The organism is Pseudomonas sp. AC355 (assembly GCF_979258205.1).
Genome location: NZ_OZ409843.1, coordinates 3,629,155 through 3,644,890 on the forward strand (window position 1 = coordinate 3,629,155; position 15,736 = coordinate 3,644,890).

At 63.9% G+C, this 15,736-nt stretch carries 12 protein-coding genes and 2 pseudogenes; 9 read left to right on the forward strand and 5 right to left on the reverse strand.

Annotation, left to right across the window (positions count from 1 at the left end; all coding sequences use genetic code 11):
- The first annotated feature begins 116 nt into the window (after positions 1-116).
- The 9 genes and pseudogenes from ACZ0AI_RS17115 to ACZ0AI_RS17155 all read left to right on the forward strand — a co-directional run bounded on the left by ACZ0AI_RS17115 (position 117) and on the right by ACZ0AI_RS17155 (position 10,429).
- On the forward strand, positions 117-644 hold the full coding sequence (locus ACZ0AI_RS17115) for a dimethylamine monooxygenase subunit DmmA family protein (RefSeq protein ID WP_463562902.1): 528 nt from the start codon (positions 117-119) through the stop codon (positions 642-644).
- Positions 641-1,567 carry a PDR/VanB family oxidoreductase gene (locus ACZ0AI_RS17120; RefSeq protein WP_463562903.1) on the forward strand — a complete coding sequence of 309 codons (927 nt, stop codon included), beginning with the start codon at positions 641-643 and terminating at the stop codon, positions 1,565-1,567. Before ACZ0AI_RS17115 ends, ACZ0AI_RS17120 begins: the two co-directional genes overlap by 4 nt.
- Positions 1,568-1,582: 15 nt before the next feature.
- Positions 1,583-2,599 carry a heme-dependent oxidative N-demethylase family protein gene (locus tag ACZ0AI_RS17125; RefSeq protein ID WP_463562904.1) on the forward strand — a complete coding sequence of 339 codons (1,017 nt, stop codon included), beginning with the start codon at positions 1,583-1,585 and terminating at the stop codon, positions 2,597-2,599.
- 26 nt (positions 2,600-2,625) lie between these two features.
- Entirely contained in the window at positions 2,626-3,756 is a 1,131-nt protein-coding gene (locus tag ACZ0AI_RS17130) for an aminomethyltransferase family protein (protein WP_463570047.1), read from the forward strand.
- Positions 3,757-3,835: 79 nt separating this feature from the next.
- Positions 3,836-5,209, forward strand: coding sequence for an NAD(P)-binding domain-containing protein (locus ACZ0AI_RS17135; RefSeq protein ID WP_463562905.1), 1,374 nt, complete (start codon positions 3,836-3,838; stop codon positions 5,207-5,209).
- A gap of 9 nt (positions 5,210-5,218) precedes the next feature.
- Complete coding sequence (locus ACZ0AI_RS17140) at positions 5,219-7,564, forward strand: DUF1989 domain-containing protein (RefSeq protein WP_463562906.1); 2,346 nt, start codon at positions 5,219-5,221, stop codon at positions 7,562-7,564.
- Positions 7,565-8,025: 461 nt separating this feature from the next.
- Positions 8,026-8,569: pseudogene (locus ACZ0AI_RS17145) on the forward strand (methyl-accepting chemotaxis protein); the annotation flags it as partial.
- 261 nt (positions 8,570-8,830) lie between these two features.
- Positions 8,831-10,201, forward strand: a complete 1,371-nt coding sequence (locus ACZ0AI_RS17150; RefSeq protein ID WP_463562907.1) for an ammonium transporter — start codon at positions 8,831-8,833, stop codon at positions 10,199-10,201.
- A gap of 48 nt (positions 10,202-10,249) precedes the next feature.
- The gene (locus ACZ0AI_RS17155; protein ID WP_463562908.1) at positions 10,250-10,429 is read left to right on the forward strand and encodes a hypothetical protein; all 180 of its coding nucleotides are present in this window, start codon (positions 10,250-10,252) and stop codon (positions 10,427-10,429) included.
- 479 nt (positions 10,430-10,908) lie between these two features.
- Here the strand turns inward: ACZ0AI_RS17155 and ACZ0AI_RS17160 are convergent, their stop codons facing one another.
- The 5 genes and pseudogenes from ACZ0AI_RS17160 to glnT form a co-directional block, all read right to left on the reverse strand.
- Positions 10,909-11,244, reverse strand: a complete 336-nt coding sequence (locus ACZ0AI_RS17160; RefSeq protein ID WP_463562909.1) for a DMT family transporter — start codon at positions 11,242-11,244, stop codon at positions 10,909-10,911.
- A gap of 64 nt (positions 11,245-11,308) precedes the next feature.
- Positions 11,309-12,631 (reverse strand): annotated as a pseudogene (locus ACZ0AI_RS17165) (FMN-binding glutamate synthase family protein).
- Between the two features lie 15 nt (positions 12,632-12,646).
- Positions 12,647-13,330 (reverse strand): GltB/FmdC/FwdC-like GXGXG domain-containing protein, encoded by a 684-nt coding sequence (locus tag ACZ0AI_RS17170; RefSeq protein ID WP_463562910.1) that lies wholly within the window; start codon positions 13,328-13,330, stop codon positions 12,647-12,649.
- Positions 13,327-14,241: a class II glutamine amidotransferase gene (locus tag ACZ0AI_RS17175; RefSeq protein WP_463562911.1), complete on the reverse strand. Its 915-nt coding sequence runs from the start codon at positions 14,239-14,241 to the stop codon at positions 13,327-13,329. The genes ACZ0AI_RS17170 and ACZ0AI_RS17175 overlap by 4 nt, the downstream gene beginning before the upstream one ends.
- Before the next feature lie 72 nt (positions 14,242-14,313).
- A complete protein-coding gene (gene glnT, locus ACZ0AI_RS17180; RefSeq protein WP_225839565.1) occupies positions 14,314-15,648 on the reverse strand; it encodes a type III glutamate--ammonia ligase in 1,335 nt (444 codons plus the stop codon).
- Positions 15,649-15,736 lie beyond the last annotated feature (88 nt).

Here is a 15,736-nt window from a genome sequence, read left to right on the forward strand (position 1 = left end):
TCCTCTGGTGGATTGAGCGAATAAGCGTGGCAGGAAATTATCTTGCCTATAGAGAAACACCAACCCTGCACCAACTTATGACCTGATCGCTTCAATCCAGAGCAACAAGGATCGCCATGACCCGCACAGCCGAGCTGCATCCCTTCAGCGTGCCGCGATACCCCAGCGGCGATCCTGCCCAACGGGTGACCTTTCAGCTACTGGTCACCCAGGACGCCGGCCAGCAGCGTAGGGCGCAATTGCTGGCCCGCGTCGACGCCAGAGAACTTCGCCACCTGGCGCTGCCGCACTACGCCGATGAAGCCGCGCTGGGCGAGGCACTGGGCACGCTGTTGAGCGAAGCCCGCATCGGGGTGCACCTCGAGCTGCACGGCGACGAAGCCTTCATCTGGTCGCTGCGCGGTGTGGCACGAGCAGCCGGCCTGCTGGCCGAAGAGATCACCCTGCACTGCAGCGAAAGCGGCCGACGCATGCTGTTCTGCGTGCATTGCGCCAGCCTGCAGGTGGGCACATCCGCCGATCTGCAAGCCTGCAGCCACTGCGCAGTGCTGCTGGAAGTGCGCCGGCATTTCTCCGAGCGCCTGGGTGCCTACCTCGGCGTCTGCGCGGATGCCGACCAGCCCTATGCGCAGGCCCGACCATGACCGCCTTCGAGGTGCGGGTCGGTGAGACCCGGATGATCACCCCGGTGATCCGCGAGCTGTCGCTCCAGCCCTTGAGTGGCACGCTGCCGGCGTTCTCCGCTGGCAGCCACGTGCAGGTGCACCTGCCGAACGGCAAGCGCAACGCCTACTCGCTGCTCAGCGACCCGAGCGACACCAGCCACTACCGGATCGCCGTGCGCCAGCAGGCGCAATCACGCGGTGGCTCGCGCTACGTGCACGAACAGTTGCAGACAGGCGATCGGTTGCGGATCTCGCCGCCGGCCAACCTCTTTGCGTTACACAGCACGGCGCGCCTGCACGTGCTGATCGCCGCCGGTATCGGCATCACTCCGTTCCTTGCCTACAGCACCGAACTGCTGCGCCGAGGCGACGCTTTCGAGCTGCATTACGCCTACCGCGCAGGGGTCAACGATGCCTACGTCGAGACCCTGCGCGAGCGGCTGGGCGAGCGCCTGCATGTCTACGAAAGCAGCAACCGACGTCTCGACCTGGGCCAGTTGCTGAGCCATCGCCCACTCGGCACTCACGTCTATGCCTGTGGTCCGCAATCACTGCTCGATGCCCTTCGCGAACAAAGCCTGGCCCTCGGCTGGCCAGCGACGCGGGTGCACTGGGAGGCCTTCGCCACCCCGGAACCGGGCGTGCCCTTCCTTGTAGAGCTGGCACGCAGTGGCCGTCAGGTGGCGGTCGGCGCCGAGCAAAGCCTGCTCGAAGCCCTGGAGTGCGCGGGTGTGGAGCTGCCCAACCTGTGTCGCGGCGGCGTCTGCGGCCAGTGCCAGACGCCCTATCTGAAAGGCGACGTGGAACACCGCGACCTGTTTCTCGCCGCCGCCGAGCGCGCAACCAGCCTGATGCCCTGCGTCTCGCGTGGCTGCGGCAGCCCGATCCTGCTGGATATCTGATACCGGAGACGTGCCATGCCCCTGATCTTCAAACCGGCAGAAACCTACCGGGACGACTTCAGCTTCCGCAACAGCCCGGCCGCCATCGCCCGGTTCCCGTTTCCGTTCCCGGAAGACGCCTACATGTACTCGGTGAACATCGAGCCAGCGGTGTCGCGCGATCCGGGCTCGGTGTTCGAGAACTGCTTCGATGTGGACGAACATTACCTGTCGGAGATGGCCGAGCGCGCCCGCGTTCTGGAGCGTGACCCCGAGCGCTGCCTGGTGATGCCGCACATGGCCCAGGCCGCCTGGGATCTGCTGGAAATGCTCATGCAGCAGCTGGCCGCTGACTACCCGCAGCACTTCCAGCTTGAACGCAACGGCACCGCCTGGCGCTGGCGCAACCTGGCCATGGGCATCGATCAGCACTTCACCTTTGGCGATGCCGACAGCCTGCCGTGCGAGCCGCTGGAGTACATCACCCGGCAGATGCAGGGCGATTTCGCCGTGCTCGACCAGCGTGACGGCGACCTGTTCATGGATGCCGGCATGGTCACCTGCCCGGCCGACTGGTCGCTGCGTTTCGACGCCGGCATGAGCTTCAGGCAGTGGCATGCACCCGTGCCAATGGCCAACCAGATGGGCATCTTCGAGCGCGCCCTGAAGTTTCTGCTGAACATTCAGGTCGGCCACCCGGTGCGCCGACTGAACTGGACGCTGACCATCAACCCGCGCCTGGACACCTCGCCGGAGACCTTTCACGAATGGGGCAGCGACCGCGGCTCGGTCACCCCGGACAACGTGGGCCGCCTGGTGCACCTGCGCGTGGAGCTGCAGCTGATGGCCCGCCTGCCGCGCTCCAACGCCGTGCTGTTCAGCATTCGCACCTACCTGATCAGCATGGAAGAACTGGTCAGCAACCCGGCCTGGGCGCGCCGCCTGCACCGCGTGCTGCGCGACCTGCCGGATGCCATCGCCGACTACAAGGGCATGACCCGCTACCGCCAGACCCTGGTGGACTGGCTGCGCCAGTTCGACTCCGAAGCCTGACCCGATCACTACACGAGGATTTTCCCATGGCCAACTCATGGCGCATCAGCGCCCTGCGCGAACGCCACCTGGCGCTTGGTTCGAACCTGGAAGACTGGAACGGCATGGGCACCGCCTGGACCTATGCCAGCGATCTGGCCGACCATCATGAAGCGATCCGCACCCGCGCCGGGCTGATGGACGTCTCGGGTCTGAAGAAGGTGCACTACGTCGGCCCCCACGCCGAAAGCCTGCTCGACTACGCCACCACCCGCGACATGGCCAAGCTCTATCCTGGCAAGTCAGTGTACGCCTGCCTGCTCGACGAGGACGGCACCTTCATCGACGACTGCATCGTCTATCGCACCGGCCCCAACGCCTTCATGGTGGTGCACGGCGCCGGCACCGGCTACGAGATGCTGATCCGCTCGGCACAGGGTCGCCAGGTCGCGGTACTGTTCGACGACGACCTCCACGACCTTTCCCTGCAAGGCCCGGCAGCCGTGAATTTTCTCGCCGAGCACGTACCCGGCATTCGCGAGCTGCCCTACTTCCATCACTTGCAGACCCGGCTGTTCGACCGCCCGGTGATGATCTCGCGCACCGGCTACACCGGCGAGCGCGGTTACGAGATCTTCTGCAAGGCCGCCGATGCGCCGCTGATCTGGGACGGCATCCTGGAACAGGGCCGGGACCACGGCATCATCCCCTGCGCCTTCACCGCCCTGGACTGGCTGCGCGTGGAGAGCTACCTGCTGTTCTTCCCCTATGACAACTCGCAGATGTACCCCTTCGCCGACCAGAAGGCTGGCGACACGCTGTGGGAGCTGGGCCTGGACTTCACCGTGTCGCCCGGCAAGCGCGACTTCCGGGGTGCCGCCGAGCACTACCGGCGCCAGGGCCAGGAACGCTTCAGGATCTTCGGTGTGCTGCTCAATGGCGAGCAAGCCGCCGAGGGTGGCGACAGCCTCTGGCACGAAGGGCGTCAGGTCGGCCTGATCACCTGCGCCATGTACTCACGCCTGAGCGGACGCTCCATGGCCATCGCCCGGGTCGAACCCGATATCGCCGAACAAGGCGTACCGCTGCAGGTGCGCGGCAGCCTGGAGGTCAGCGCCATCGCCCATACGCTGCCCTTCGACGACCCCGAGAAGAAGAAACGTACCGCCAAGGGCTGATAAACCCGCGCCGGCTCGCTCCCAGGCGTTGCAGGGGAGCGCCGAGCATCGCGACGCCTCGCCAACCGGAGAACCGAACATGAACCAACGAGTCGCCATCATCGGCGCCGGCCCGTGCGGCCTGGCCCAGTTGCGAGCCTTCCAGTCCGCCCAGGCCGATGGTGCGGAGATTCCCGAACTGGTCTGCTTCGAGAAGCAGACCGACTGGGGCGGCATGTGGAACTACACCTGGCGCACGGGCCTGGACGAACACGGTGAGCCGGTGCACGGCAGCATGTACCGCTATCTCTGGTCGAACGGGCCGAAGGAATGTCTGGAGTTCGCCGACTACAGCTTCGACGAGCATTTCGGCCGACCCATGGGCTCCTACCCACCCCGTGAGGTGCTCTGGGATTACATCAAGGGCCGCGTCGAGAAAGCCGGCGTGCGGCCTTACATCCGCTTCGATACTGCGGTGCGCGACGTCACCTTCGACGCGGCCAGCGAGCTGTTCACGGTCACCGCCCACGATCACCTGCATGACCGCACCTACAGCGAAACTTTCAACTACGTGGTGGTCGCCAGCGGCCACTTTTCCACACCCAACGTGCCTGATTTTCCCGGTTTCGAGCGCTTCGCCGGGCGCGTGTTGCACGCCCACGACTTTCGCGACGCCCTGGAATTCAAGGGCAAGGACGTGCTCATCGTCGGCGCCAGCTATTCGGCCGAAGACATCGGCTCGCAGTGCTACAAGTACGGTGCCCGCTCCATCACCAGCAGCTACCGCAGCGCGCCGATGGGCTACAAATGGCCGACCAACTGGGAGGAGCGCCCACTGCTCAGCCACGTGCAGGGCAGCACCGCGTTCTTCGTCGACGGCAGTTGCAAGCACATCGACGCCATCATCCTGTGCACCGGCTATAAGCACCACTTCCCCTTTCTGCCGGAAGCGCTGCGCCTGAAAACAGGCAATCGCCTGTGGCCGCTGAACCTCTACAAGGGTGTGTGCTGGGAGCAGAACCCGCGGCTGATCTACCTCGGTATGCAGGATCAGTGGTACAGCTTCAACATGTTCGACGCCCAGGCCTGGTACGCCCGTGACGTGATTCTCGGGCGCATCGCGCTGCCCGAACTCGAGCGCATGCACGCTGAAAACCTGGCCTGGCGCCAGGAGGAGGACACGCTGGAAACCGCCCAGCAGATGTTCGAATTCCAGGGCGAATACATCCGCCAGTTGATCGCCGCAACCGACTACCCGAGCTTCGACATCGCCGAGGTCAACGCCACCTTCCTGCAGTGGAAGAAAGACAAGTACGACAACATCATGGGCTACCGCGACAAGTGCTATCGCTCGCTGATCACCGGCACCCTGGCCACACCGCATCACACGCCCTGGCTGGAGGCACTGGACGACTCGCTGGATACCTATCTGAGCGACACGCCGCCGGCCGACCGCCTGAAGTCCGCCAGCTGAGGCGCCGCCATGAACCTGCCTGTGACAAGCCGCCCACTGGAGCCGGCGCTGTTCGCCCGCGCCGCCGATCTGGAACGCCACCGCGTAGCCCCTGGCGGGCTGACCGTGTTCGCGCTGGAGGCGGGTGATCGCCTGGAGGTGATCGACCTGGAGGGCGACCAGCCTGCCGAACTGCTGGCCTTCACCGAGGATGGCCGCGAAGCGCTGGCGGCACTGGGCCTGCAAGCCAGCGCTGGTGCCGATGCCATCGCCCACCTGCTGCACGATGGCAGCCGCGAGTCGATTCACGTCAGCAACGGGCTCACTCGTCGTGGTGTGGACTGTCGCCGCCTGCCGGCCGCAGCCCGGCTGTGGCCCGCCGCCACACCCGCAGGCTTCAGCCGCGAATTGCTGGCCAACGCTGCGCTGTGCGTGATCGTCGCCGCCCCTGGTGGGCGTAGCGCAGTGGACAGCCAGCAGCGCGCCAGTGAACTGCGTGTGCTGCTGCACCGCGCCAATCCGCGCAGGCTTTGGGTGCCGCCACTTCCCGCGCCGCTGGGCGAAGTGATCGACGAATTCACCATCCACCCCGGCAGCGCGCGCGACTACCTCGTCGCAGCCGGGCAGTTCGTCCAGGTGATCGACGTGGCCGGGCGCCAGTGTTCAGATTTCGTCGCCTTCGACCGCGCCGGCCTGGATACCGGACGCGAGATCGACCTCGACCCCACCGTCACCCGTACCCTGAACGGCAACGCCTACCCGGGGCCGGGCCTGTTCAGCCGCTTCTACGATCGCAACATGCAGCCGATGCTCGAGGTGGTGCGCGATACCGTCGGCCGCCACGATACCTTTGCCCTGGCCTGTGCGGCGCGCTACTACGAGGCGCACGGCTACTTCGGCCACGCCAACTGCAGCGACAACATCAGCCGCGCCATGGCCGCTCACGGCGTACATCCGCGTGCTGGCTGGCCGGCGATCAATTTCTTCTACAACACCGCCATCGACGCGCACCAGCACCTGACGCTGGACGAACCCTGGTCGCGCCCTGGCGATTACGTCCTGCTCAAGGCGCTGACCGATCTGGTCTGCGCCAGCAGTTCCTGCCCGGACGACATCGACCCCGCCAATGGCTGGCAGCCCACCGATATCCACATCCGCGTGTATTCCGAGAAGGAGCGTTTCAGTCTTGCCATGGCCACTCGAAAAACAGCAGATGCCGATCCGGTGCTGACCCGCGAAAGCGGCTTTCACGCCGGCACCTCGGCCCTCACCCGGCAGTTCGTCGACTACCGGGGCTTCTGGACACCGACCCGCTTCGACGGCTACGGCGCCACCGATGAATACCACGGCTGCCGCGAACGCGTGGCGGTGATGGATCTTTCCGCGCTGCGCAAATTCGAGGTGCTCGGCCCCGACGCCGAAGCACTGCTCGACCACTGCCTGACCCGCGACGTGCGCAAGCTGGCGGTCGGCCAGGTGGTGTATTCGGCGATGTGCTTCGAGCACGGCGGCATGCTCGACGACGGCACCCTGCTACGCCTCGGCGCCGATGCGTTTCGCTGGATCGGTGGCGAGGACTACGCCGGCATCTGGCTGCGTGAACAGGCCGCAAAACTGGGCATGAAGGTGTGGATAAAGAGCGCCTCCGAGCAGATCCACAACGTCGCCGTGCAGGGCCCGCTGAGCCGTCAACTGCTCGCGCAGATGATCTGGACGCCAGGCACCCAGCCAACGCTGGAGGAGCTGGGCTGGTTCCGCTTTCTGGTCGGTCGTCTGGATGACTACAACGGCCCACCCGTGATGGTGTCGCGCACCGGCTATACCGGCGAGCTGGGCTACGAAGTCTGGTGCCATCCGCACGATGCGCTACAGGTGTGGCAACGCCTGTGGCAGCTCGGCGAACCCCTGGGCCTGGTACCGCTCGGCCTCGAAGCGCTGGACATGCTGCGTATCGAAGCGGGGCTGATTTTCGCCGGCTACGAATTCGACGATCAGACCGATCCGTTCGAGGCCGGCATTGGCTTCTGTGTGCCACTCAAGAGCAAGGCGGCGAACTTTATCGGCCGCGATGCCCTATCAAGGCGCAGCGCAGCCCCCCGCCACAAGCTGGTCGGCCTGCAGCTGGAAGGCAATGAAACCGCTGCCCACGGCGACTGCGTATATAGCGGCCGGGCCCGGATCGGCGTGATTACCAGTGCCACGCGCTCACCGCTACTGGGCCGCAACATCGCCTTGTGTCGCCTGGATGTCGGCTACTGCGAGCCCGGCACAGCCGTCGAGGTAGGCAAGCTCGACGGCCTGCAGAAGCGCATCCGCGCGCAGGTCAGCGCCAGCACCGTCGCCTACGACCCGGACAAGAGCAAGGTGCGGGCATGACCGAACCGGTTGTGGAAAGAGAATTGCTTGGTGATGGCCATTCGATCTCACGGAGGTGGCCCATGTGGTTCAGCAATGCGTCCCGAAACCTGGCCGATGAACTCAGCCAGTGGCTTAACCGCCTGTTCGACGGCCAGCCCAGCACGGCCGCCGCACAGCCTCATCTGCAGCGCGATGCCCGGCTGCTCAGCAGCCTGCAGCGGCTGCAGCGCGACTGGGACGAATTGCAGCGCATCCGCCAGCAGGCCGAATGCCAGGCACCACCGCCCTGCAGTGCAGAAGAGTACGCCGCACTCAAGGAGGACCTCGCCGAGGCCCGGGCGCAGATCGACGCACTCCTCCACGAACGTGACGACAGCCAGCGGCGCCTGCACGAGCTGGAAGCCGAGCGCGCCCATTGGGACGAAGAACGCCAGGTCTGGGAGCTGACCAAACGTACCCTCACCGAAGGCAGCTGGGCGATGAACGTGGTGGCTGGCGACCCCGACCATCCGCAGAACCTGATTCGTTGGTCCGAGCAGTTCCGCGAGCTGATCGGCTACAGCGCCCAGGAATTTCCCGATGGCTGGGACAGCTATTTCAAGGTGGTCAACGCCGATGACCTGAAACAGGTCATGCAGGCCTTCAATGCCTCGATGGTCGACACCGGTGGTGATGGCTTCTACGCCGTCGAATACCGCATGCGCCACAAGAGCCGTGGCGAGGTGTGGTACCGCGAACGCGGCCGCTGCCTGCGCGATGCCCAGGGCCACCTGCTGTATGTCACCGGCGCCGTGCGCGAGATCAGCGACGAGAAGACCGCCGCCACGCTGCACCAGCGCGAACAGGCCAACATCCAGGCCACCTACACGCAGATTGCTCAGGTCGCCGGGGGGATTCGCAGCATTGCCGAGCAGACCAACCTGCTAGCGCTCAACGCCGCCATCGAAGCGGCACGGGCTGGCGATCAGGGGCGCGGCTTCGCCGTGGTCGCCGATGAAGTGCGCAATCTGGCGCGACGAACGCAGGACTCGGTGCAGCAGATCCAGGGCATGTTGCAGAAGGAACGCTCGGGCGAACCATCTTCAGGCGAGGGCTACTGATCGTGAGCAAAAAAAGGGCACTGCAACCCCTTCTACGCCGCAGACAGCAAGGGCTGGAGCCCTTTAGGACTGGCACACTCATTGCTTTCCCAATAAGAACATTTGTTTATCCGCAATAAAATACTTTCGACTCGACCTGCCTGCGCACCACTTATTCCAATAAACCGCTTTCGAGGATTCAGTGATGGAAGAACAGAAGACACCGCCTACGCTCGAAGAGCTGCAGGCCCTGATTGAAATGACCAACACGCTGAACATGGAAATGTTCTATTGGTGGTGTACCGCACTGATGATCTGCATCCACGCAGGTTTTCTGTCTTACGAGATCGGCGCTTCGCGCCTGAAGAACGCCCTGGCGGCGGGCGTTAAGAACATCCTCGCCTTCGGCTTCATCGTGCCCAGCGTGTTCCTGCTCGGCTGGGCCGTTTATAACGCCTTCCCCGATGGCCTGGTGCCGCGTATGGACGCCCTGATGGCCGGCATGCCGTGGAGTCAAGCCATGGGCCCGAACATCCAGGACAACGCCACCGGCATTTTCTGGGGCGCCTTCGCGCTGTTCGCCGCCACCACCGGCTCGATCCTCTCGGGAGCGATCATCGAGCGTGCGCGGATGAGCGCATTCATCATCATGACCATCGTGCTCGGCGGCTTTCTCTGGCTGCTCGCCGCCGCGTGGGGCTGGCACCCGGAAGGCTGGCTGACCGTACTGTGGGGCTACCATGACGTCGGCGCGGCAGGTGTGGTGCACATGGTCGCGGGCTTCTTCGCCCTTGGCGTGCTGATCAACCTCGGGGCACGCATCGGCCGCTTCAACCCTGACGGCAGCGCCAATGCCATCGTCGGCCACAGCATGCCGATGTGCGTGGTCGGCCTGATGCTGATCATCGTCGGCTTCTTCGGCTTCCTCGGCGGCTGCATCATCTACAACTCCGGCGCTCAGTGGACCAACATCTATGGCCAACCGACCAACCTCTCGGCCTTTTCCTACAACACCCTGATGGGCTTCGCTGGCGGCCTGATCGGCGCTTACCTGACCACCCGCGAGCCCTACTGGATGATGTCCGGTGGTCTGGTCGGCATCATCTCGGTCGCACCTGGCCTGGATCTCTACCACCCCGGGCTGGCCTACCTGATCGGCATGGGCGTGGCGGCTACGGCGCCTCTGGTTAACAACCTGCTGCTCAAGTTCAAGCTGGACGACGCCGTCGGCGCCTTCGCGGTGCATGGCTTCGGTGGTCTGGCCGGGCTGGTGATCAGCGGTATTTTCCTGGCTGGCTATCCGAACATGAACGGCATGGCCGACATCAGCTTCCTCGGCCAGGTTGGCGGGGCGCTGGTGATGGCCGCGCTGGGCTTCATCCCTGGCTATGGCATCTCCTACGCACTCAAGAAGGCCGGCATGCTGCGCGTACCGGCGCATGCCGAAGAGCGCGGCCTGGATCTGACCGAAGTACCGGCCCAGGCCTACCCGGAGTGGAACAGCATGTACGGGCCCAGCAGCACCGTTGGCGGCAGTGCCGAACCTTCCACCCTCGGATCCGCTACAGCCAAATGACCCTCGGCCGGCCGCGATGGCGGCCGGCTCATCTCAAGGAGTATCGCCATGAGCATCACCACCTTTGAAGGTGCCAGCGCCGTATTCACCTACGCCGACAAGCCCGCCATCCTGATCTTCATCAGCTTCCTGGTGGCTGCTGTCAGCCTCTACGCCCTGATCGCGACCATCATTCATGAGAAGCACAGCTACGCGCTGCCTGACGAAGAACTCGACAAACTGAAGTAACCCTTCGACCGGCGGCAACCCCGCCGGTCATCCCCCCGCTCGCTCCCGTGTCCTCTCGAAACCACCGCCCGCGAGTTATCCACAGACAGCCGCTCACCCGCGCATCATCGCCCCGCAACGCTCCCTCGATGAAGGCAGCTGCCTAGGAACCTGTTCACGATCTTGCGAGCTAGAGACATGCAAGGCCTGGGCGACCCCACAAAAACAAGCGAGTCGGGTGGACGACGCTTCACCCGTCCACCATCTCACGAGGCCTATGGTGGACAAAAGAGCTCTGTCCAGCCGCTGCTATGGCAGCAAGGTGGCGATAGCCGCCGTTCATTGTGGGGCGCCAATTGGTGGGCTGAAGCCCACCCTACGGTTAGATGCGCGGCTGTAGGGTGGGCTTTAGCCCACCAAATCGAAGGTCTGCTTTCGGCTGCTTTTGCCCTTTAGCAGGCAATACCGGTGAAGTCTGGCCTGACGCCAAGGAACAGGTTTCAGCCCGCCGGGCTGAACAGCTTCAGGCCGGCCACCCCACAGACGATCAGCACCAGACAAACGAGCCGCGCCAGCGTGGCTGGTTCGTTGAGGTAAGCGATGCCGTAGATCGCCGTGCCGACCGCGCCGATGCCAACCCACACGGCATAGGCAGTGCCCATTGGCAGGTAGCGGGCCGAGAGCGCCAGCAGGTACATGCTCAGGGCGATGAAGAAGATGCAGTAAAGGCTAGGCCAAAGCCGCGTGAAGCCCTGCGTACGAGGAATGGCGGAGGCGTACATCACTTCGCAGATGCCGGCGGCGAGCAGTGTCATCCAGGCCCAGGATGCAGTCATTTGAATTCCTTCATGTGCACAAAAGCCGGCCTTTCCTCTCGGAAAGGCCGGCTGATGGGTGTGATCAGTAACCCTGCCCGGGCACCCAGTTGGTGCCCGCCAGCGGCACCCGCGCCATGGCGGCGGCCTCTACGGTCAGCGCCACCAGATCCTCGGGGTCGAGGTTGTGCAGGTGCGACTTACCGCAGGCGCGAGCCATGGTCTGGGCTTCCAGCACCAGCACACGCAAGTAGTTTGCCAAGTGGCGACCACCTTCGACCGGGTCGAGGCGTTTGGACAACTCCGGATCCTGGGTGGTGATACCGGCCGGGTCGCGGCCGTTCTGCCAGTCATCGTAGAAACCGGCGGCTGAACCGATTTTCTTCAACTCCTCGTCCAGGCGCGGGTGGTTGTCACCCAGGGCGATCAGCGCGGCCGTACCGATGGCCACGGCATCGGCGCCCAGCGCCATGGCCTTGGCCACGTCGGCACCGTTGCGGATGCCACCGGAGACGATCAGCTGAACCTTGCGGTGCATGCCCATTTCCTGCAGCGCCTGCACGGCTTGCGGAATGGCCGGCAGAATCGGGATACCAACGTGCTCGATGAACACTTCCTGAGTCGCTGCGGTGCCCCCCTGCATGCCGTCGAGGACGATCACGTCAGCACCGGCCTTTACCGCCAGCTTGACGTCGTAGTAAGGGCGGCTGGCGCCGATCTTCACGTAGATGGGTTTTTCCCAGTCGGTGATTTCGCGCAGTTCGGCGATCTTGATCGCCAGGTCGTCCGGCCCGGTTCAGTCCGGGTGGCGACAGGCACTGCGCTGATCCACGCCAATTGGCAGGGTACGCATGCCGGCGACGCGCTCGGTAACTTTCATGCCGAGCAACATGCCACCGCCGCCTGGCTTGGCGCCCTGGCCGAGGACGATCTCGATGGCGTCGGCCTTGCGCAGGTCGTCGGGGTTCATGCCGTAGCGTGACGGCAGGTACTGATAGACCAGATGCTGGGACTGACCACGCTCTTCCGGCGTCATGCCGCCATCACCGGTGGTGGTACTGGTACCGGCGATACTGGCGCCACGGCCCAGGGCTTCCTTGGCATTGGCCGACAGCGCGCCGAAGCTCATGCCGGCGATGGTTACCGGAATCTTCAAGTGCAGCGGCTTCTTGGCGAAACGGTTGCCGAGAATGACGTCGGTACCGCATTTCTCGCGGTAGCCTTCAAGGGGATAACGCGACACGCTGGCGCCGAGCAGCAACAGGTCGTCGAAGTGCGGCAGCTTGCGCTTGGTGCCACCACCGCGGATGTCATAGATACCGGTCTCGGCGGCGCGCTGGATTTCCTGGATGGTCAGGCGATCGAAGGTGGCCGACTCGCGCAGAACGGGAGGTTGCTTGTCACTCATGATGATGCTCCTGAATCAGTACGCGCTGGCGTTATCGACTTTGAAGTTGTACAGCTGGCGAGCCGAGCCGTAGCGTTTGAAATCGGCGGCGTTCTCCTTGAAACCGGCGCGATTGAGCAGCACCTGCAGCTCCTCAATATGTTCGGCGCGCATTTCTTTTTCGATGCAGTCGGAACCCAGTGACTCGACACTGCCTTTGACGAAGATCTTCGTCTCATAGAGCGAATCGCCCAGCGCATCGCCGGCGTCGCCACAGACCACCAGCCTGCCGGCCTGGCCCATGAAGCAGCTCATGTGGCCAATGCTGCCGCCGACCACGATGTCGATGCCCTTCATGGAAATGCCACACCGTGCGCCAGCATCGCCCTCGATCACCAGCAGGCCGCCATGGGCGGTGGCACCGGCAGCCTGCGAGGCGCTGCCCTTGACCCGCACGTAGCCGCTCATCATGTTCTCGGCGCAGCCCACGCCGACGTTGCCGTGCACGGTGACCGAGGCCTTCTGGTTCATGCCCGCGCAGTAGTAGCCGGCATGCCCCTGAATATCGATGGAGATGGCTTCGTTGACGCCAACCGCGAGGTTGTGGGCGCCGTTGGGGTGGGTGACCAGCCACTCGCGATCGCTGACCGCCTTGACCTGGTCATGCAGCGCCTGGTTGAGGTCACGCACGCTGGCGCTGGAAAGGTCGATGGTTTTCATGCTGCGTGCTCCTTCTTGCGTTCCCAGATGTACAGGGTGGCGGGAGCGGGCTCCCAGACCTTGGCCTTGTCGATACCCGGCAGGCTGGACAGCGCCTGGTATTCGGAGGCCATGGCGACGTAGTCATCGGTTTCGGCGAGGATCGCCGGCTTGCAGGCGATCGGGTCGCGGATCACCGCAAAGCCGTTGCGGGTGCCGATGGCGAAGGTGAAGAAGCCGTCGAGGGCCTCCAGTGAGTTGTCCAGAGCCTGTTTCAGGGAGTCGCCCTGCTGCAGACGCCAGGCCAGGTAGCCGGCAGCGACCTCGGTGTCGTTCTCGGTTTCGAAATGAATGCCTTCGCGGCGCAGCTCCTGACGCAGACGGAAGTGGTTGGACAGCGAGCCGTTATGCACCAGGCACAGGTCGGCACCGGTCGAGAACGGGTGGCTGCCCTCCATGGTCACGGCACTTTCGGTGGCCATGCGGGTATGGCCGATGATGTGGCTGCCCTTCATCGACGCCAGGCCGAAACGCGCGGAAATCTCTCGGGGCAAGCCCATACCTTTGAGAATCTCGATGCTCTGTCCGGCACTCATGATGCGCACGGTCGGCGCCAGTTCAGCCAGCGCGGCACGCATCACGGGCTCTTCGGCCTTGATTTTCAGAACCATGGCGCTGGCGTTCTGGAACCAGTCCAGCTCGGCACCGAGCTTGCCCTGTAGCGCGGCAACCAGTGCCTTGAAGTCATACCCTTCGCTGGTCGCCTGCAGGGTCAGCTTGACCCAGCCATCGGCCACTTCATCGCCATAGATGGCGAAGCCGGCGCTGTCCGGGCCGCGGTCGGTCATGGCCTCGAGCATCGGTTCGAACAGCTTGCCGAGCTGCGATTCTAGCTGCGGATTTTTCAGGTAAAGCCCCACGATTCCACACATAGCTAAAAACTCCTGGGCAGAGGGCGCCCTACCCACGGGCGGGCGCCGGAAACGGTTGAAGAGACGGTCGGGTCAGAAGAATTCGGTGTAGCGCTTGATCTCCCAGTCGGAGACGTGGCGGCTGTATTCCACCCACTCCATGCGCTTGAGCTTGATGAACTCACCGACGATCTCCTTGCCCATGACCTCGGCAAACAGCGGGTCAGCCTCCAGCGCGTCGCAGGCTTCCTTGAGCGACTGCGGCAGGGTCTTGATGCCTTTCGCGGCAATCGCTTCGAGGCCCAGTGCGTAGAGGTTTTCGTTGCAGATCTGATCGGGCATCAGTTGCCGGTCGATACCGTCCAGCCCAGCGGCGATGATCGCGGCGCTGACCAGGTACGGATTGCAGCCGGCGTCCGGCAGGCGGAACTCCAGGCGGCCGTAGGGCACACGCACCATCGCCGAGCGATTGTTGGCGCCAAAGGCGATGAAGGCTGGAGCCCAGGTGGCACCGGACAACGAATTGCCGACCACCAGACGTTTGTAGGAATTCACCGTCGGCGCGGCGAAGGCGCACAGCGCAGGGCCGTGAGCCAGCAAGCCGGCGGCGAAGTGATACGCGAGTTTCGACAGGCCCATGCCGTTCTTGTCGCTGGCATCGAAGAACAGGTTCTTGCTCTCGGCACTGGCGATGGACAGGTGGAAGTGCATGCCGTTGCCAGCACGCTTCGGATCCGGCTTGGGCATGAACGAGCAGATCATGCCCAGATCGTTGGCGATTTCGCCGGCCGCCATGCGGAAGAAGGTGAAGCGGTCAGCCGACTCCATGGCGTCGCTGTAGGTGTAATTGATCTCGAACTGGCCGTTGGCGTCTTCGTGGTCGATCTGATAGATGTCGAAGCCGACCGGCTGCAGCGCTTCCGTCAGCTTTTCCAGAAACTCGCGAGAGCGCGACAAGCCTTTGTAGTCGTAGCATGGCTTGTCGAGGTTATCGCTGGCGTCGACCAACTGCAGGGTGCCGTTGGCGTCACGGCGCATCAGGTTGAACTCGGGTTCCAGGCCGGTATTGAGCGTCCAGCCGCGCGCCTTGAGACGCTCCACCTGCTGCTGCAAGACATAACGGCTGTCGTACGGCCAAGGCTCGCCATCGACGTGCCCGATGCACACCACCCGGCCGTAACCCGGCTGCCACGGCACGGGAATCAAGGTCGACAGATCGCCTTTGGCCATGAAGTCCGGCCCATGGGGCTCCATACCCATGCCGCAGATGGCGAAGCCAGCGAACCCTGCCCCAGCTTCCGCCACCGCTTCGAGGCCGGACACCGGCACCGACTTGGTCTTGGCCGAGCCATGGATATCCACGAACTGGGCAAGCACATACTTGATCGCGTGTTTCTCGATGACCCGCTGGGTTTCGCTTGGCAACATCATGTGCCTCCTGTCGACTCGATGATTATTCCGATTAGGAAATTAACTTTCCCAATAAGAATGCAATCAACTTGCCAATTTTCAGCAC

Coding starts and splice junctions, on each gene's coding strand:
- ACZ0AI_RS17140 (WP_463562906.1), top strand. CDS start 5,219: ATGAACCTGCCTGTGACAAGCCGCCCACTGGAGCCGGCGCTGTTCGCC.
- ACZ0AI_RS17135 (WP_463562905.1), top strand. CDS start 3,836: ATGAACCAACGAGTCGCCATCATCGGCGCCGGCCCGTGCGGCCTGGCC.
- ACZ0AI_RS17170 (WP_463562910.1), bottom strand. CDS start 13,330: ATGAAAACCATCGACCTTTCCAGCGCCAGCGTGCGTGACCTCAACCAG.
- glnT (WP_225839565.1), bottom strand. CDS start 15,648: ATGTTGCCAAGCGAAACCCAGCGGGTCATCGAGAAACACGCGATCAAG.
- ACZ0AI_RS17120 (WP_463562903.1), top strand. CDS start 641: ATGACCGCCTTCGAGGTGCGGGTCGGTGAGACCCGGATGATCACCCCG.
- ACZ0AI_RS17160 (WP_463562909.1), bottom strand. CDS start 11,244: ATGACTGCATCCTGGGCCTGGATGACACTGCTCGCCGCCGGCATCTGC.
- ACZ0AI_RS17115 (WP_463562902.1), top strand. CDS start 117: ATGACCCGCACAGCCGAGCTGCATCCCTTCAGCGTGCCGCGATACCCC.
- ACZ0AI_RS17130 (WP_463570047.1), top strand. CDS start 2,626: ATGGCCAACTCATGGCGCATCAGCGCCCTGCGCGAACGCCACCTGGCG.
- ACZ0AI_RS17150 (WP_463562907.1), top strand. CDS start 8,831: ATGGAAGAACAGAAGACACCGCCTACGCTCGAAGAGCTGCAGGCCCTG.
- ACZ0AI_RS17125 (WP_463562904.1), top strand. CDS start 1,583: ATGCCCCTGATCTTCAAACCGGCAGAAACCTACCGGGACGACTTCAGC.
- ACZ0AI_RS17175 (WP_463562911.1), bottom strand. CDS start 14,241: ATGTGTGGAATCGTGGGGCTTTACCTGAAAAATCCGCAGCTAGAATCG.
- ACZ0AI_RS17155 (WP_463562908.1), top strand. CDS start 10,250: ATGAGCATCACCACCTTTGAAGGTGCCAGCGCCGTATTCACCTACGCC.